Source organism: Thalassospira lucentensis, assembly GCF_032921865.1.
Classification (GTDB): Bacteria; Pseudomonadota; Alphaproteobacteria; order Rhodospirillales; family Thalassospiraceae; genus Thalassospira; species Thalassospira lucentensis_A.
On the sequence record NZ_CP136684.1, the window covers coordinates 2,654,580 to 2,672,806 of the forward strand.

Below are 18,227 nucleotides of genomic sequence, written 5' to 3' on the forward strand. Positions count from 1 at the left end.
ATTGCCGGTCTTTGTGCGCGCACTGCGCGAGAAGTCAAACCGGCTTTCTTCCTTAAATATGGTGAGTGCCCCGCAATTTCGCAAATGGGGTGGTTCTGTTTGGCGGGATATGGGGGACGAAATAAGAAAAAATGCGGCAGGCATTCAGTTAGTGATCTGGCGGGTTCGCATCCATAGGAGAGCAATGTGCCCGCCCTATTGCATAAAGCGACAGCCGCAAATCACACCCCGCGCAGGTTGCCCCAGACATGGACGTGCCATTGCGGCAGGACACGAATGTTAAACCAGCCGCGTTCTGATACCTGATCCACCAGCCAGCGATAGCGTTCCGTCAGTCCCGCAATATCAACGCCATTCGCCCCGTCCGGATGTGGCTCGGCAGGGGTGGTATTGACCGGTTGCAGGCAGACCGGGATATCGGGATGCAGTCTACGGACATGGTCGGCAAACATCAGATCGGCATCATCGCGGACCGGGAATTTAAGAGTGATCGCCGGACCGTCAAGCACGCCATTGGCGCGCGCAGCATTAATGCAGGCGGCAAGGGCGCGCGGGTCGAAATCAGTACTGCTGCTTGGTGGTTTGGGGCTTAGCGTCAGGTAATCAAGATCGGCAAACCAGTCACGCGCGATGCTGCCCTGGGTTTCGATGGCAAAGGTAAAGCCATTGCGTTTGCCAAGCGCAATCAACCCGCCCAACGGCTGGATCGCCGGGTTGCCACCCGAAAGGGTCACAAGGATCGGCTTGCCACCCGAAAGGGTGCGGACGCGATCCATGACCTCAGCCGCCGTATTCGGTTTCCAGTCGGCGCGAAAGGCCGGATCGACGGCATAAAGCGTATCGCACCATGAACAGCGAAAATCGCATCCCCCGGTGCGGACAAACACTGTCGGCATGCCGATCAGCGCCCCTTCGCCCTGCACGGTCGGTCCGAAAATTTCCGATATGCGGATTTTATCGGATGCCAGCTCTGTTCCAAGCTCTGGCGCAAGTTCCGTCCCGCTCATGGTCGGTATTCCGCCCATGTTTTCGGGGTTTCGGAAACCCGCACTGCACTGACTTCAGGCCAGCGGTCATGCGCCCATTCGTAAAAGAAAAGGGCAAGCCGTTCGGCGGTGGCATGATCGTGGCCAAGGACCTCGTTGAGGTGGCGGTGATCAAATTCGTCATCAATCATTTTCTTGAGCGGGCCCAGTTCGCGGTAGTCGCGCACGAACCCCCGCGCATCAAGCTCCGCACCGCGAAGCTCGACTTCGACAATGTAATTATGCCCGTGCAGGCGCGAACAGGGATGATCGGCATCAAGCCCGGCCAGTTGATGGCTGGCGGAAAAGGCGAATTGTTTGGTGATGGTAAACATCATAATGGCTTTCGATACGGCGCGCCCGTGCCCGCGATGCAGCGGAGGGCTTGCGGCCGGGTTGTGTCTGTGAGTCTGCGGTGCGAAAGACTGGGCTCCCGCCTGCGCGGGAGTGACGGTTTTGGGGGGATTACCTTACCTTCGTCATGCCCGCGAAAGCGGGCATCCATCGTGCCCCACCATGCTTGGTCCAGCGGCTTTTAGTCCCCGGAAGGTTGCACTTCCGCCTCTGCTCCAAGGCTGCGCGCCATATGCTCCGCCCTTGCCTGTTTCCAGTAATCGCGATCGACATAAACCGTCGGATCGGGCACACGGGCAAGCTCAAGCGCCTCGCGCCGCTCGACACAGGTGCCGCATCGCCCGCAATGGGTTTCACCACCCTTGTAACAGGACCATGTGCGATCAATCGGAACGCCAAGACGCCCGGCTTCGGCGGCGATATCGGCCTTTGATCCGTGGAGGAACGGGGTATAAAGCGACACGTCGCGCACACCCTCAAGGGCGTGGTTCTGCATCGTCTGGAACGATTTGATGAAATCGGGACGGCAATCGGGATAGATGAAATGATCCCCGCCATGAACGGCCGCTGCTACTGCATCCGCCCCGGCCGACGCCGCAGCCCCGAACGCAACCGCAAGCATGATGGCATTGCGGTTGGGCACAACGGTGATGCGCATGGTTTCTTCGGCATAATGGCCATCGGGCACATCGATATCATCAGATGTCAATGACGACCCGGTCAGGAGTGCGCCAACCGGTGTCAGATCAACAATGTGATGTTTGACGCCAAGATCGCGTGCGGCACGCGCGGCGTAATCAAGTTCCTTTTTATGGCGCTGGCCATAATTGAACGAAATCAGGGAATGCAGTTTATGCTCGGCCGCAACCTTATGGGCCAGCGTGACGGAATCCAGCCCGCCAGAGCAGACGACAATCGTCTTCATATGTCATGTCTTTCGTGTTTTTAACCTGGTGCTACGACAGGGGAAGGAAACATCCCTTCCAAGGCGCGCGGTTTGACACGAAGGATCACGGAAATCAAGGGAAAAACGCTGCTTTGAGGCGCGGTCTTACCCCTTCACCCCGGCAAGTACATGAAAACAAATCGGAACCTGAAAATGCCCGTCCGCTACATAAGGACGGAGTGCTTCGAACATCGCGGCATCAATCGCCCCGCGTTCCGCATCCGTGGCGGCACGTAGTTGCGGCCCAAACAGCATTTCCATCTGCGGCTTCCAGAATGTCGCGCGTTCCGGGATGCGCCCGGCGGGATTATGGGTGGTGATGGCAACATCGCCAAACCCGCCCCGCACCATGCGCGCAGTCGCCGACGCCGGATCGGCAAAGCCAAACAGGTCAAGCCCCGCATCGGCAAACCCGGTGCCCAGCATATTGCCCAGAACCCCATCCATGGCGGCAAATAACGGATTATCGACCAGCGGCGCCCACAGCATGAAGCTCGCCCGGCCACCAGCGCGCAAGACCCGGCTGGCCTCATGAAGGGCGGCATCGGGATCACGGCAAAACATCACACCAAACCGGCACGAAATCGCATCCATCGTGCCCGCCCCAAAGGGCAGCTTTTCCATGTCGGCCGCAACCACCGACAGATTGCCAATCCCCTCCGCCCCGGCGCGTTCCACCAACCCGGCACACATGCCCGGCACGATGTCGGATGCGATCACTTGGCCGTGCAGGCCTGAATCATCCTCACCAGCCAGCATCCGCGCAATTCCGAATGCCGGTTCCCCGACCCCGGACGCGAGATCAAGCACGGCCAATCCTTGCCCATCGGCGGCCCGTGCCAAAGTCGGCAGATCGAGTGCTGCGATCAGATGCCGGTTGATCTTCTGTGCTGCGGGGGCGAGTTGATCAGCCCAGTTCAGCCAGTCTGAGGAAAGGTGGTGCCACGTCATATTTGTAAAAGATATATCGCAATTGCGCTTAGACAGACTACTATGTGCGGTAGGCTTATATGTGGCCAATGCATTATTTTAAAAGCAAACAGTGACCGCCCATTCTGATTCCAATGTTCACTCCATGAGGTGGCAATTCTGAATGGTTGTATTGGGGTGCCTGTTTGAAAAGCCGCTTCGATTTCTTTGATGCGCCCGTAAAATGCCTGCTGGTTCGCTTTCCATAGTGCTTCAATCAACCAAAATACGACTGAAGATGCAGCTGCTACTAGTAACACTAGCGGTTTTTCTTCAATAATGCTTGTTACAATACCTGCTGCACTGAGGGTTACGCTCCAAGTTTTGATCGTCAATGATTTCCCATCAAATTCTTCGACAATCCTTTGGAGATGCTCGTATTCTGAAATAAGTTCGGAGTGCTGGGTCATTTGGATCCTGAAGATAGCTTTGAGAATGGAGGAAATATTGCTCGGTTGGTTAGTGACCTCTATCTAGGGTAAAGTGATTGTGTTTCATATCGCCTAAAGGTAACTTCGTTTTAGGCATTTTTATATTGTTAAATGTCAGATTGTTGTAGGTAAGTGCGTTGTGTCAAGGAGATCAAATTTGTTGAGGGGGCTCCACAAAAACTCATGAAACACGTGATAGTCCCGAAATCGAATTAACGATTATAGCTGGAAGCTAAAAGTATGCAGTTGTTGAAGTGGGCGGGGAGCAAAATGGGGTCCGCTCGGGAAATTATGCCCTATCTTGATTTTGATCGTCCTTACTATGAACCATTCTGTGGTTCTGCATCATTTTTTTTAAAGTCGAATCCTCCTGCCGCAATACTAAATGATTACAATCCCGCTCTTATTTCTTTTTATGCGAATATTAGGGTTAACCCTAAAAAAGTTTGGGATGTGTATAATGATATAAATATAGGTGAAGAAGATTATTATAAAGTAAGGGACGAGTTTAATATTTTATCATGCGGGATTGTGAAGGCTGGATTTTTTCTATATTTGAATCATTATTGTTTTAATGGCATATATAGAACTAACAAAAAAGGTAATTTCAATACTCCATTTGGGGCTAAGTTGAAAATTAAAAAGAAAATATCATTTGAAGATGTTTTGTTTTTTTCAAATAAGCTCAGAATGGCTAAATTGTTTAGTTTAGATTTCGAAGATTTTTTAAGGAATTCTTCCCCTTCTGGTTCTACGATTTATATGGACCCGCCATACTTTACAAAAGACGCAAGAGTTTTTAGTGAGTATGGAAATAAAGAATTCGGCGGGGAAGATTTGGAGAGGTTGCGTGATGTCGCCGTGTGGTGCTCGAAACGAGAAAATCGAGTTGTAATTTCATATAGAGACTGTTCGGAATTTCGCGGCCTATTTTCCAATTGGATAGTTGGAAGTGTCAATGTTCGTAGAAATGTTGGCGGTTTTGTCGGGCGACGTAAAAAAGATAATGAGCTTATCGCTGTGTTAGGGGGGAGGGTATGAAGGCCCTAATTGTCAGCGATATTCATGCGCTATCTATGGATATACGAGAGTCGGCAGGTGGATATAGTGGGGGGCAAGGGAGCGATTTTTATATTGAGAATAGGCACCCCTCAAGAAACCCGATAATATCGATAGTGGATTGTTTGAAAGACAAGGACCTAAACATAGACGCTCTTGTTTGTTTGGGTGATTTGGCTCATCAAGCCAAGAAACTTCCCTTGATTACTGTTTGGAGTGATCTTCATTTCGTCGCAGAAGAGCTTGGAATACCTCATGTAATATCTGTTACGGGAAATCACGATATAGATTCACGCGCTGATAACATCAGAGCTGCAGAAAACAGGTTGGAATATTTATCCCAAATTAAACCAGAGTTTCCGTCATCAAATCAAGAATTCAATGATCATTATTACAGGAACGGTGTCTCTGCTCTCGAGATTGGTGACTGTTTGTTGATTGCATTGGATACATGTCGACTACATGGCCTCGGGACCGATCGGGCGGATGAGATATTCAGTGTTGGTCATCTGACTGATGGTATGATTTCAGCTGTACTTGATATAATTGCGCAGACTAATTTGAATCATATTCTAATAGCTATGCATCATCATCCTCAGAAGATTGATGAGATTACTGATCCGACGTATGATCAGATTCCAAGCGGGCCGGTATTTTTAGAGAGGTTGGCAAACTGTGGAAAGCAGTGTGTTGTTTTGCATGGCCATAAACATCTAGGCGCATTGAAGCGTTTTGTGACCGGGCAAAATCCTCCCTACATTTTGTCAGCTTCAAGCTTGGCGGCGTTGCCATACAGGCGGCTTGAGCGTTTTCATACCAACCAGTTTCATATTTTAGATTTTCATACTCACGAGCAAGGTTCGCCGTCTGGGGTGGTTTATTCATGGGAATGGGGGGAGGTCGCATGGCAGGTGAGTGGAAGGGATGCTATGCCGCATACTCGACGATTTGGTGTGGAGCCAGATGTCGGGCAAGTGGCGCGAGATTTGCTTTCTCTAAATGCAGTTGGATTTAGGAGCTTGGAGGATCTGACCCAGACGGCTGTGGGGGTTGAATACTTATCTGTTAAGCAAATGGATGAAGTTAACTGTTTGATGGTAGGCGGAAATCGTAAACTAGTTGGAGAAAGAGGGCAGGTGATCGGTATGCTGATTCAAGGAGACGGATCATGAGTAACCATCCGACAGCGTTTAATGCGAGAAATAAAACTCCTCGGGAAATTGTTGAGCATCTAGTTATGCCGAAGGAGTTCAGTAAAATTGCTGGATATCATAATCTTGTTTTGGTGGGGCCAAGAGGAATTGGGAAGACCACTATATTAAAATCCCTTACTCCATCTGGTTTATATTTTATGAGCAAGAGGGGTGATTTTTGTAATATTTTAAAAGAAATAGATTTGAACTATATACCTATATATATCCCGGCGGAGACTCTTTGGAAGGGAAATGCAAATATTATTAAGATGAGTGATGGTGGGGAAGGTTTTAAGGAAATAATACTTAATGGTTTGTTTGTTGATCATTGTTTGCATGAACTTATTTCCTCTTTTGAGGATAGCCGGAACATTGCAAAAAAATTTAGTGATAAGGATGCTCCATATTGGGCGGTTCGGGTCGATGAAGATCAAGAGGTCGAAATATCTAGGAAATGCTCCAAATTTTGGAAGTTAAAACAGGTTGAAACATCTTTTCTAGGGGTAAAGCTGGCTCTTATAGATCGGGCAAACTCGTTTAGATCGAAAATTAATTCATTCGAGCAATTAAACGATCATTCCCGAATTGTTTCAGATCATCTAGATGTTCTTCTGATGTTTAGAGGTTTTTTTGATATAGTTGATAATGTTCTTGGAGAGGTGAAGAAGTGGAGTATAAATTTCGACGAAATGGAAATTGCCCCTAAGAGAGTTCTTTATAAATTATATGAAAACTTGCGGTCATTTGATCACAGAGTAGTTCTTAAATTTTCTCTTTTCCCCTTTGTTGATTTTTATGACATTGAGGCTAAGCTGTCATCTGGATCTTCTCCCGTTGAGGGGCAGGACTTTATTGCTGTAAACTTGACCAGTAAATTTGCAAATCCAGAATATGATTTTTCTCGGGAATTGGTGGCTTTGCAGTGCGCTAAGAGAAAAGTTGATTTTGACGATTTTGTTCTATATCTGAATTCCTCTCAGGCAATTAACAAAAGAACAAGAGACTATAAAAAGACTAGGTTTGAGAAAAATTTTGAAAAAATATTTGATAATGCAATAAAAGATAATGAAGATAAAAGTTTTATTGAGTATATGAGTGATCAGGGAGTGGATGATGTTGGAAGTATTAGAGAGTTAACTGGAGCAAAAAGAGCTCAACAGGTAAGGAAAATTGCGCCGATAGTAGAGATTAGAAGCTATTATTTATCTGAAAAGGTTAGGCAAGAAGGGGTGATACGGAGGAGATCTGTTAAAGGTTACGGGTATTATCATGGATTTGATCAAATTATTAGTTTAGCCGAAAGTAATCCAAGGGCTATTAATTTCTACATTAATGAACTTTTGGATAGTTTTCTTTCTGGTGAGAGCTCATCTACTGCGCAGAACCGCGTTATCAGTCGTAATGTCGATCGGTTCCGGGCTTTGGTTGCAACGCAGGCTGTTCCGACAAGTGGGCATAATCGAAAAGTACGGAATCCTCTCGATGTTGTTGACTGTTTGGGGGCCTCTATTTCTTTGGGTTTATTTGATAAGAAATTTCGTCCTGAACCTGCCCTTTCTTTTATTTTCAAGGATATTGATGTTGTGACCAAAGATATACTTGGCATTGCTATAAATGCTGGAGCTTTGGTTGTTGACCAACGAAGGGAAGGTAAGCATCTTCTTTTTGAAATTACAGATTGCCGCGCACGTGTTTCCCACAGAATTGCACCTTTCTATCCATTGCCCTTAATAACCGGGCAAAGTAAGGTTATAAATAATATCCCAGATGGCAATGAGACAAGAAAACGTCAGCCTGACTTATTGAATTGGGGGGCTCTTGATGATTGACATTATTGTTAATGACATTGGTGATATGTCACCGGATATATTTATTGGTTGTATAGGTTATGAGGATAGATCAAAGTACTATTTTCAGAACTACATAGATCCAGACCTATGTAATGTTATGTTTTATGATTATATGTCATCTGGAGTTTTATCTTATGATGCAAATAAATCATTTATGTCATCATTTGATAAGATGGGAATTTTCTCTGAAATAGATGAGGTTTTTTTTTATTTTAAGGATTTGTTAAATAAAAATAATAATTCCAAAGTGGTGTTGGATGTAACTTCTTTTGATAGAGAGGTTATTGGTAGGTTGATGCATTTGATGTTTTTGGAGAGAGAAAGAATTTGTAGCGTATGTTTAATTTATTGCCCTAGGAAGTTTGTCGATATTGATCTTAAGTTTGATGTGGTTCAATCGTTTGGGCCAGTTTTACCTATTTTTCTGGGGGATGCATCTTCTAGTCGTCACGAGCTATGCCTCATACTTGGCGCTGGTTATGAGTATGGGAAGGCAGTTGGAGCAATCGATACTCTTGAACCGGATAACGTATACTGTTTTCGTCCAACCGGAACTAATCCAAAATTTGATGAGTTTATCGACAAAGCAAATGTAGACTTTAATTTCATTGATAATAAAGATCATATTATTTCATATGACCTTAATGACGTAGACTTGTTATACTATAGACTTAGAAGGCTTGTTGAGGCGGAATCTTCTAGAAGAGATATTCTGATATTGCCTCTTGGGCCAAAATTATTTGCTGCTCTGTCAATGATAGTTGGTCTTATACTTCATCCATCAGTTATGATTTGGAGGCATTCTAGCTGTTCCACAAATCATCCGGATTCTATAACAGATGCAATCGCAACAGGAAATATTCTGAAGTTTAGCTTCTCCTTTGATAATTAGTTTGTATTTTTTTGCTTATATTTATGTTTATAAGCCGCATCATTAATTTTCAAATTTTCATTGTATCGAATCATTTCTGATGATTGTCCTCACTCAATCACCGCACAAGCAATCCGGTCCCCGGCATCGCCTGAGGGCTGGGATTTATAGTCGTCGGCACCGGCATGGATGATGACGGCCTTGCCGTGAATGTTGGTTTCGCCGGTGCCGTCAAAGCGAACGGCGTTATTGAGAATCTGGGCGTAAAGTTCGCCCTTGTCATTGACATACTGGTTCATCATGTCGCCTGCATGCGGGCCGTCGGCAAATTCATGGCCGTGGGATTTGTTCGTTGGGTTGAAATGGCCGCCGGCGGATTTGAAGCCTCCTTTCGCATCGCATTCGCCGTTTTCATGGATATGAAACGCCACCCACTGCCCGGGAGGAAGGTCGCGAAGCTCGATCTTCAGGATCGCGGCATCCGGCACGCCATTGACCGTCAGCGTTCCGATTTCCGCACCACTTGCATTGATAAAGCTTGATTGGGCTTCCTCGCCCGCCCTGGCATGGCCGGGCACAAGCGCCATCGCCGCACCAAGGGCGAGAAGTGCCGCCGTGGCGGCGGTCGCCAGTGCCATGTGGCGGGCATCATTGGCTTTGGTGGCGGTGGGAATGGCGGCGGCATTTGATTTCGGGCGGCAGATGTTTTCGCGATGGAACATGGGAAATCCTCTGCTGTTGCGGGCGGGCCCGTGGGCGGCATGGTGCCGGTTTGGCCGTTCTTTGAAAAACTGTCTTTGTAAAACTGGTGAGGTCGGGTTTTGTTCCGTAAATCTTTGGTTTTTTGGTTGAATTGCGACCGGAGTATTGACGGGGTTTGAGGCTATTTTGTGGGGCGGGATGGGCTCCGGACTTTGCGGGCGTGCCGGGGCGGGATTGATGGGGGGCGACAGGAAGCGCATGACAAAGGGGCCGCTGTCACAAGGGCGGGTCTGGGAGCGTCAGGTTTGAGGCGGCGCGGGCCGCCGTGATCACGGCATAACCGGACGGGGTGCAGGCACTGACCATGGCAGAGGAGAATGACCGGCAATCTTCGGGGGCTCCGACACGGCTACCGGCATCTGGTGCATCCGGCAGCGGCGTAGGCGCAAAAGGATTGGGCGATCTGATCCGGCGTGTTCTGTTTGGCCGGGTTTTATATGTTCGCGGGGCGGCGATTTTGGGCTCTGTCATGCTGACCGGGTTGGTGGTGGTTTTGTATGTCGGGTTTGTCGTGACCCTGTTTGCCGGATTTACCGCCGATATCCAGCGCGAGCTTTTAAGCCGTGAGCTTGAGCTAAGCTCGCCCGGCGATCTGGAGCGGCTGGTGTTTCAGGGTTATCACGAGGCACAGCTTAAGGGCGATATCCATGCCATGCGCACCGAAATCCGGATGCTGGACGCCGCGTCGCTGAACGCGGCCCGGCACGGATTGGCCCTGCGGCAGGATGCGATTGCCGCGTGGCGGGCCGCGTTTGATCTTTATGCCGGGCTCGGCGCGGTGATGGCAGCGCAACCAGACCGGTTTGACCCGGAATTTCGCACCGATTACCTTGCCGCGCTTAATCAGGCCTTTACCTTTCTGGCGCAAAGCGATTTCAGTGCCGAGGCGGGGCGCCCCTCGCCCGACACGGCGCGCACCGATGAGGGCAAGGAAGTGATCGCCAATCTTGACACTGCCCTGTCGCACATGAAGCTTGCACCCGGTGTGAGCGAGGCCTTTGCAGCCGATATCCAAAGCCGGATCGATGCGATCCGCAATGCGGTAATGAGCTTTGGCGAGAAGGCGGCGCGCGCCCAGGTGGCCTGGGCCAATATCACCGCCGAACAGGCGCAGGCCGACCGGCTGCGCGCCAGCCTGAGTGCGGAGCTTTCCGACCTGCGCGAAGAACATGCCGCCCTTTGGGCCGACGAGGATGCGACGGATGATGGCGGGCGACGGTCGCTGGTCGCCCTGTTTCAGCAGCCGCTGGGCGGGGTGCTGTCGCTTCTGCTTCAGATGCCGGGGATTGTCCTGACACTGCTGGTGACGGTGGCGGCGGGTGGTCTTGGCTCCGTCGTCAGCTTTACCCGTCGTTATCGCCGGGTGGGAGAGGGCGGCGAGGCGGATATTGAGATGGCCGAAGGCGATATGGCGCCGGTTCCGGCAGAACAGGCGCCGGAAACCGGTTTTGCCGCGGCGGGCCGCCTGATGGTGATGACCGGCGAGGGGATTGCGGCCGCAATCGCGATTTTCCTGTTTACCGAGGCGGGGATGCTGATGGTGACCCAGGGTGGGCCGGACGGATCGGGCAATATCGAAATCAGCGCATTCCTCGTGACCTTCATGGCATTCGTGTCGGGCTTCATGGCCGAGGACGCGTTTAACAAGATACAGGATGCCGGCAGAAAGCTTTTTCGTGTTGGTGGCGACGACGGGCCGGGACCGGCGGGGTTGTAAGGGCGCAAAACAAAACCGGCAGGGGATGCCTGCCGGTTTGGATGGATGAGATTATGATCGCGAGGATCAGATGGCGGACGTGCCGTAACGCGGGGCGTTACGCTGTGCATTGCTGCCGGCCTCGGCATAGGCCTGACTTGCCTGCGCGGTCTGGGTGACCTGCGACTGAAGGACCTGTTCATCACGTTCTGGCGTTGTATCGGCTGCTTCCTTGGCCGTGCTGTTTTCAAACAGTTCGGTCAGGCGGGCTTCGATGGATTTCAGCCCCTCGTTCAGACGATCTTCGGTTTCGTTGATATTGCCATTGATCGTGTCATTAAGCGCGCCAAGCCCTTCAAGGAATTCGCGGGCCTGTTCAAGTCCCTTGGCAATGCCTTCGCTGGCCTGATCAAAAATCTCGCGGGCTTCTTCCTCGCTTCCGGCATTGGCGGCGATCAGATCGCCGACACGGGCAAGGATACGATCAGCCACCGCTTCGGGCGTGTAATCGGACGGATCGACACCCTGGATCGAAAGGCCGGTCGAAGACAGGCTTTCATTGATTGCCGAAACGATCTGATCGGCCGACAGAAGATTGGCTGACTGTGAAGAAAGCGAAACCGAGGTCGCACTGGCAAAAGAGGAGGCAATAGAATTGTTCGACCCGGATTTCGAGTCGTCATTACCGGGCAGGTAAGACTGCGCGCTGCGGCTGGAGCCGTTTGCTGCCTGCGATGTCAGTCCGCCGATGGTGATATCCATGCCGTCCTCCCTGGACGCGGGTTATATGTGTACAAATCCTTGATCGGGCTTGATACACGGTGATTTCCTGATGGCCTGCGCGGGCACCTGCTTGGTACGGATCGCGCGCCGGAAGTCTTTACGTACGGTTAATATCGCACAATCGGGGCGAAAAGGCCATAGACAGTTATATAGGTTCGGTCGGGCGATGTGCAAACCCGTCATGCGCGATACGCGGCTTTTCGGACTTGCATCGGGGCCGGTTGTGGCGGTTATCCTGCACTCTGATATTGCAACAGGGGCCAAGCCCGATTATTGAACAGGGTTTATGCGAGTTATGTTGCAAGAATTTCTTGCCCGGAACGCGTCGAGGTCTTCTCCGCATCCGGTATTTTGAGCTTAGGAGCTGTTTGACGGTGGCGAACTATCAGGAAAGTGCGCGCGAATTTGAAAAGCGCTGGCAGGATTACTGGCGGGAAAACGATACCTATCGTACCCCCAATCCGGGCGATGCCGATTTCGACGCCGCCAAAAAGAAAAAAGTCATCCTTGATATGTTCCCCTATCCAAGCGGGGTTGGTCTTCATATCGGTCATCCGCTGGGTTATATCGCGACCGACGTCAAGGCACGGTTCGAACGCATGCGTGGTTTCAACGTGCTGCATTCCATGGGCTTTGATGCCTTTGGCCTGCCGGCCGAGCAGTTCGCCATCCAGACCGGACAGCATCCGCGCATCACCACCGAAGCCAATATCGAAAACATGCTGCGCCAGTTGCAGGTGATCGGCCTTGGCCATGATCCGCATCGTCGCTTTGCCTCGACCGATGTCGATTATTACAAATGGACGCAGTGGATTTTCCTTCAGCTTTTCAACAGCTTCTATGACCCGACCGTCGAATGGAAAGGCCCGCAGGGGCAGACCATCACGGGCCGTGCCCGCCCGATTGCCGAGCTTCGCGGGCTGCTTGAAAGCGGGGAATGGCTTCTGGATGAAGACGGCGTGCCGCAGCCAAAATCCGTCATTGGCGAAGGTACGAAGGCAGAAGGCAAGGAAATCGACCGCGCGATTGACCGCGGGCGTCTGGCCTATGTCGATGAGGTTCCGGTCAACTGGTGCCCGATGCTGGGTACGGTCCTGTCGAACGAGGAAGTTACCAACGAAGGCAAGTCCGAACGCGGTGATTACCCGGTTTACAAGCGCCCGCTGAAACAGTGGATGTTGCGCATTACCGATTATGCCGATCGTCTGGTTGCGGACCTTGAAGGACTGGACTGGCCCAACGGCGTTGTCGAGATGCAGAAAGGCTGGATCGGTCGTTCGGTCGGTGCGCGGGTTAATTTCCAGGTTGCCCTTGCCGATGGCGGCAAAGACAAGATCGCGGTCTATACCACGCGTCCCGATACGATTTTCGGTGCCACCTATATGGTGCTGGCTCCTGAACATCCGCTGGTTGATGCGCTCACGACGGCCGATCAGAAGGACGCGGTTGCGGCCTATCGTGCCGAGGTCAAACTGGCTGGTCCGGTATCGTCCAAGGATGAAGCCAACCGTGAAAAGACCGGCGTGTTTATCGGGGCCTATGCCACCAATCCGGCCAATGGACAGCAGATCCCGGTGTGGATTGCCGATTATGTCCTGATGGGCTATGGCACCGGAGCAATCATGGCGGTCCCAGCCGGCGATCAGCGCGATTTCGAATTTGCCCATAAATTCGGCCTGCCGATTGTCGCCACCACCAAACCGTCGGAAAGCTGGCTTCGGGCCAATGCACCGGCTGATGCGGTCGATCTTGACGATGCGGCCTTGTTGGCGCTTTACAAAACCGCCCCTGGTGATTTCAAAGTCGCACAGACCGATATCGGCGATACAATCAATTCGGCCAATGACGAGATCAGCCTGAACGGGCTCTCGACCCCGGATGCCAAGGAGAAAATCATCGAATGGCTGGAAGCCAAGAACATTGGCCGGGGCCGGGTTCAGTACAAACTGCGCGACTGGCTGTTTTCGCGTCAGCGTTATTGGGGCGAGCCGTTCCCGGTGCTGTTTGATCAGGAAACCGGACAGGTGCATGGCGTGGCCGAGGCTGCCCTGCCCGTAGTTCTGCCGGAAATGACCGATTTCAAACCGCAATCAAACGAAGACCCGAATTCGGAACCCGAACCGCCGCTGGCGCGCGCCAAGGAATGGATGGAGGTCACCGGGATCGTGCTTGCCGATGGTTCGGTCCTGCCGGTGGATGCGGTAGTGGGGTCGACACACTCCCATGCCGGTGCGGATTACGAAGTGCGTTCGTTCCGTCGTGATGCCAACTCGATGCCGAACTGGGCCGGATCGTGCTGGTATTATCTGCGCTATTTCGATGCAAAGAACGATCAGGCCTTTGCATCGGATGCGGCGGCGGCCTATTGGGCCAATACCACCGATGACAATGGCAATGCCAAGCCGGGTGCTGTCGACCTTTATGTTGGCGGCGCGGAGCATGCGGTGCTGCATCTCCTGTATTCACGCTTCTGGCACAAGGTCCTATTTGACCTTGGTTATGTTGCAACGCCTGAACCGTTCCAGAAGCTGTTCAATCAGGGCATGATCACGGCCGATGCCTATACTGACGCGCGCGGCGTTTATGTCGACATCCATGATGTTGAAATGCGCGATGTGGATGGCAAAAAGCAGCCATTCAATGCCAAGACGGATGAAAAACTGATCACCGTTCCCGGCAAAATGGGCAAGCGGTACAAAAATGGCATCCCGCCGGAAGAAATTTGCGATCAATATACGATTGATACCTTCCGGACGTACGAGATGTATATGGGGCCTCTCGACAGCTCCAAACCTTGGCAGTCCGACGCGATTGTCGGCATGATGCGTTTCCTCTCCAACGTCTGGAAGGTCGCAACCCAGATGGAACGCACAAGCGATGTTGATGGCAAAATCGAAACGCTTTTGCATAAAACCATCGCCAAGGTGACCAACGACATCGCCGAACTGCGGCTTAATACCGCAATTGCGGCATTGATCGAACTGACCAACGCCATGACCCGTCAGAATGCGGTGCATGACGATCATGTTCGTGCGCTTGCCCTGATGGTCGCGCCTTTTGCGCCGCATCTGGGCGAAGAGCTTATGAGCCGTATGGCAGAGGCCGAATTTGGCACGCGAAAATCGGTGATCAAGTTTGACTGGCCGGTATTTGATGCTGAAAAAGCCAAGGACGACGAATTTGAAGTCCCGGTTCAGGTTAATGGGAAAAAACGTGGTTCGATCATGGTGGCGGCCGATGCCGATCAGGCAACGGTCGAAGCAATGGCAAAAGCCGACGAAAATGTCGCCCGCCATCTTGAAGGCATGCAGATCGTCAAGGTGATCTATATCGCCAAACCGACCCCGAAATTGATCAATATTGTGGTCAAGGGTTAAGGTGGATCGCGACAGGTTTCACACAAACAGGGTGTTCTTAAGCGAATGCCCTGTTTGTCTTTGACTGGGATTGTTGACGGTTGTGCATGTGCTGGCTAGAAGTCAGACAGAATTAAAATCCAAGGGTTGAGCAATGAGCCACGGGCGCAAGATTTCAGTGATCGGTTTGGGATATGTCGGTTTGCCGGTGGCGGTAGCCTTCGGGACCGAGATTGGCCGGACGGTTGCATTTGATATCAACAAGTCTCGCATTGCGCAGCTTAAGGCAGGGCATGACGCAACAGGCGAGGTTGATGATCATGAACTGGCAGCTGCCGATTTGTTGCTGAGTGATAATCCCGAAGATTTGCGTCAGGCTGATTTTCATATCGTGACCGTACCGACCCCGATTGACAGATCGAACCGCCCTGACCTGTCGCCGTTGCGATCTGCATCGAAAACCGTTGGTTCGATCCTGAAAAAGGGCGACATCGTTGTTTATGAAAGTACGGTTTATCCTGGGGCGACCGAGGAAGAATGCGTGCCGATCCTGGAGAAGCTTTCGGGGTTGAAGGCGGGGATCGATTTCACGGTGGGCTATTCGCCCGAACGTATCAATCCGGGTGACCGCGAACACCGCTTTACCACCATCACCAAGGTTGTATCCGGACAGACGCCAGAAACGCTTGAGATCGTTGCTGCCGTTTATGGCTCTGTCGTCAAGGCCGGTATTCACAGGGCACCGACCATCAAGGCCGCCGAAGCCGCCAAGGTGATTGAAAATACCCAGCGCGATCTGAATATCGCGTTGATGAACGAACTTTCGCTGATCTTTGATCGGGCGGGGATTGATACCCGTGACGTGCTGGATGCTGCCGGGACCAAATGGAATTTTCTGCGCTTTACGCCGGGTCTTGTCGGCGGGCATTGCATTGGGGTTGATCCCTATTACCTGACCCATAAGTCCGAGGAACTTGGCTATTATCCGCAGGTGGTTCTGGCTGGCCGCCGGGTGAATGACGGCATGGGCGAGGTTGTTGCCAACAAGGTGATCCGCGCGTTACTTCGCGAAGGTGCGACCAAGAACCCAACCGTTACGGTTCTTGGCCTGACCTTCAAGGAAGATGTGCCCGATATCCGCAATACGCGTGTGATCGATATCATCCGTTCGCTTGAAGAAGCAGGGATTAATGTTCAGGTCCATGATCATCATGCCGATGCCGAGGAAGTCGAGCATGAATTCGATGGTCTGAAACTGTGTGGTGATGGCGACTTGAAACCCGCTGATGCCGTCGTGCTAGCGGTGTCGCATCGTGAATATGTTGCCAAGGGTTGGCCGCTGGTGCAGGCGCTTTTGAAGGATGGCAAGGGCTTTGTTGCTGATGTGCGCGCCATCCTGCCGCGTGACGAGGTGCCCACGGGCATCGACCTTTGGCGTTTGTAAAAGCCGGATTGATTAATCCTGATAAAGGTCAAGCTCGTGCTGCTTCTTTTTGGTGAGGCCGAGGGCGACGATTTTGTGGGATGCCTGCAAATGATCGCGCAGAGCTGCGTCATCAAGTCCCGGCACGTCATAATGCTGAATCCATTTCATGCCGCGCGAGGCAAGGTAAGGGGCAGGTCGCAAGCCAGGCTGTTCCTTTAAAACCTCGTAGGCGATATCGGAAACCTTGAAGGTAATGCCAAGCGTATTGCCCTTGGTCCAGCCGCCAATCGCAAAGACCTTGCCGCCGACCTTCCAGACATCCGCACCGCCCCATTGCACAACATGGGTTGTGACCGGCAGAGATTTGCAAAATGTGTTAAATTCATCGCGGGTCATTGAGGCTTTTTCCTGATCAAGAATTGTCAGAATATTCTGATGCCACCGTCACATAGAGATCAAGAAACGACTTGACCGATGAGTTGCTGCAAATCGTGGTCAAAGCGGGTTTTGCTAAAATGCGCGCGGCAAAAGGCCTGTGCGGCATTTGCCATATCCTGTGTTTCTTTTGTTTGAGTAAAAGCGTCGGATATCCTGTTCGCCAGTATTTCGGGATTACCCGGTTGGCAGATACGCCCGGTTTCACCATCTCGAACGATATCGCCCAATGTACCGATGCTGCTGGTGATGACTGGAACCCCTGCGGCCATGGCTTCCAGCACGACAAGGGGCTGGGCCTCGTTTGAATAGCGGGTGGGAAACACGAAAAGGTTGGCTTTGGACAGAAGTTTTGCGAGGCAACCGGCATCGACCAGGCCGTGATAAAGGCAATGATTTTCAAGGCCGAAAGTGTCGATTAATCGTTCAAGGTCGCCGACTGAAATGTCACCCTCTGCCCCGGCGATATCAAGTGCGAAATCGATATTGCGCTGTCGGAGGATTGCGCAGGCCGCCAGCACATCGTCAATGCCTTTGCTGCGAAACAGGTTCGACAGATAAAGTAGGCGTGGCGTGATATCGCCGGATAGTGACCGTGTGATTTGGAAGGCCTCGTCAGGCAGGCAGTTGGCGATGATTTTTGATTGGCAATCAAGGCCTGCAAGTTGGTGGCGCAAGGCATCGCCAAGAATAATGGCGGTTTGCCCGGCAAAGGCCCGATGTTGCAGCCAGCTCGCGAATCTGCTTTCGTGGCGAGCTTGCAGGCCCTGACCATGCAGATGCAGGATCGCCGGAACGCCAAACAGTTTCGACATAAGGACGTAAATGCCATCGCGATAAAACGCGCCGCCGGTGGGAGCAAAATTTATGTAAAGCGCATCGGGTTTTCGCCAAAGTTCGAAGAGCAGTCTGAGCGACAGGTAAAATGCCGTGAGCAGTTTGCCAATTGTCGGTCTGGCAATGTCGCGCGGGCGCTTGGCAAAACGCATTTCAAGTAGAGTCACATCACAGGTTTTCCGCAATGCGGTCAGCGCCCTTTCATTCATGACAGCAGCCCCGTGCATCGGCGGG

16 protein-coding genes are annotated in these 18,227 nt (G+C 51.6%); 7 read left to right on the forward strand and 9 right to left on the reverse strand.

What is annotated here, in order from left to right; genetic code table 11:
* Window positions 1-221: 221 nt before the first annotated feature.
* The 5 genes from queE to R1T41_RS12870 all read right to left on the reverse strand — a co-directional run bounded on the left by queE (window position 222) and on the right by R1T41_RS12870 (window position 3,704).
* A complete protein-coding gene (gene queE, locus R1T41_RS12850; protein ID WP_317337372.1) occupies window positions 222-1,007 on the reverse strand; it encodes a 7-carboxy-7-deazaguanine synthase QueE in 786 nt (261 codons plus the stop codon).
* Entirely contained in the window at window positions 1,004-1,363 is a 360-nt protein-coding gene (gene queD / locus R1T41_RS12855; RefSeq protein ID WP_231887036.1) for a 6-carboxytetrahydropterin synthase QueD, read from the reverse strand. Before queD ends, queE begins: the two co-directional genes overlap by 4 nt.
* 197 nt (window positions 1,364-1,560) lie before the next feature.
* The gene (queC, locus tag R1T41_RS12860; protein WP_317337374.1) at window positions 1,561-2,304 is read right to left on the reverse strand and encodes a 7-cyano-7-deazaguanine synthase QueC; all 744 of its coding nucleotides are present in this window, start codon (window positions 2,302-2,304) and stop codon (window positions 1,561-1,563) included.
* A gap of 126 nt (window positions 2,305-2,430) precedes the next feature.
* The gene (locus R1T41_RS12865; RefSeq protein WP_317337376.1) at window positions 2,431-3,276 is read right to left on the reverse strand and encodes a class I SAM-dependent methyltransferase; all 846 of its coding nucleotides are present in this window, start codon (window positions 3,274-3,276) and stop codon (window positions 2,431-2,433) included.
* Window positions 3,273-3,704 (reverse strand): hypothetical protein, encoded by a 432-nt coding sequence (locus R1T41_RS12870; RefSeq protein ID WP_317337377.1) that lies wholly within the window; start codon window positions 3,702-3,704, stop codon window positions 3,273-3,275. The genes R1T41_RS12865 and R1T41_RS12870 overlap by 4 nt, the downstream gene beginning before the upstream one ends.
* Before the next feature lie 261 nt (window positions 3,705-3,965).
* Between R1T41_RS12870 and R1T41_RS12875 the strand changes: the two genes are divergently transcribed.
* The 4 genes from R1T41_RS12875 to R1T41_RS12890 are packed head-to-tail and all read left to right on the forward strand — an operon-like array spanning window position 3,966 to window position 8,719.
* Window positions 3,966-4,766, forward strand: a complete 801-nt coding sequence (locus R1T41_RS12875; RefSeq protein ID WP_317337378.1) for a Dam family site-specific DNA-(adenine-N6)-methyltransferase — start codon at window positions 3,966-3,968, stop codon at window positions 4,764-4,766.
* A complete protein-coding gene (locus R1T41_RS12880) occupies window positions 4,763-5,956 on the forward strand; it encodes a metallophosphoesterase (protein WP_317337379.1) in 1,194 nt (397 codons plus the stop codon). The genes R1T41_RS12875 and R1T41_RS12880 overlap by 4 nt, the downstream gene beginning before the upstream one ends.
* Window positions 5,953-7,806: a hypothetical protein gene (locus tag R1T41_RS12885; protein WP_317337380.1), complete on the forward strand. Its 1,854-nt coding sequence runs from the start codon at window positions 5,953-5,955 to the stop codon at window positions 7,804-7,806. The genes R1T41_RS12880 and R1T41_RS12885 overlap by 4 nt, the downstream gene beginning before the upstream one ends.
* Complete coding sequence (locus R1T41_RS12890) at window positions 7,799-8,719, forward strand: hypothetical protein (RefSeq protein WP_317337381.1); 921 nt, start codon at window positions 7,799-7,801, stop codon at window positions 8,717-8,719. Before R1T41_RS12885 ends, R1T41_RS12890 begins: the two co-directional genes overlap by 8 nt.
* An 89-nt stretch (window positions 8,720-8,808) precedes the next feature.
* On the opposite strand, the gene R1T41_RS12895 is transcribed toward R1T41_RS12890, so the two are convergent.
* A complete protein-coding gene (locus R1T41_RS12895; protein WP_317337382.1) occupies window positions 8,809-9,420 on the reverse strand; it encodes a superoxide dismutase family protein in 612 nt (203 codons plus the stop codon).
* 344 nt (window positions 9,421-9,764) lie between these two features.
* Here R1T41_RS12895 and R1T41_RS12900 point away from each other — a divergent pair, with 344 nt between their 5' ends.
* Window positions 9,765-11,177 carry a hypothetical protein gene (locus R1T41_RS12900; protein WP_317337383.1) on the forward strand — a complete coding sequence of 471 codons (1,413 nt, stop codon included), beginning with the start codon at window positions 9,765-9,767 and terminating at the stop codon, window positions 11,175-11,177.
* A 66-nt stretch (window positions 11,178-11,243) separates the two neighbouring features.
* On the opposite strand, the gene R1T41_RS12905 is transcribed toward R1T41_RS12900, so the two are convergent.
* On the reverse strand, window positions 11,244-11,918 hold the full coding sequence (locus R1T41_RS12905; protein WP_317337384.1) for a DUF5610 domain-containing protein: 675 nt from the start codon (window positions 11,916-11,918) through the stop codon (window positions 11,244-11,246).
* A gap of 395 nt (window positions 11,919-12,313) precedes the next feature.
* On the opposite strand from R1T41_RS12905, the gene R1T41_RS12910 reads away from it, so the two are divergent.
* Together R1T41_RS12910 and R1T41_RS12915 are read left to right on the forward strand one after the other, a co-directional pair.
* Window positions 12,314-15,316, forward strand: a complete 3,003-nt coding sequence (locus tag R1T41_RS12910; RefSeq protein WP_317337385.1) for a leucine--tRNA ligase — start codon at window positions 12,314-12,316, stop codon at window positions 15,314-15,316.
* A gap of 133 nt (window positions 15,317-15,449) precedes the next feature.
* Complete coding sequence (locus R1T41_RS12915) at window positions 15,450-16,739, forward strand: nucleotide sugar dehydrogenase (RefSeq protein ID WP_317337386.1); 1,290 nt, start codon at window positions 15,450-15,452, stop codon at window positions 16,737-16,739.
* Between the two features lie 12 nt (window positions 16,740-16,751).
* On the opposite strand, the gene R1T41_RS12920 is transcribed toward R1T41_RS12915, so the two are convergent.
* The gene (locus R1T41_RS12920) at window positions 16,752-17,117 is read right to left on the reverse strand and encodes an MmcQ/YjbR family DNA-binding protein (RefSeq protein ID WP_317337387.1); all 366 of its coding nucleotides are present in this window, start codon (window positions 17,115-17,117) and stop codon (window positions 16,752-16,754) included.
* A 59-nt stretch (window positions 17,118-17,176) separates the two neighbouring features.
* Complete coding sequence (locus tag R1T41_RS12925) at window positions 17,177-18,202, reverse strand: glycosyltransferase family 4 protein (RefSeq protein WP_317337388.1); 1,026 nt, start codon at window positions 18,200-18,202, stop codon at window positions 17,177-17,179.
* Between the last annotated feature and the right edge of the window lie 25 nt (window positions 18,203-18,227).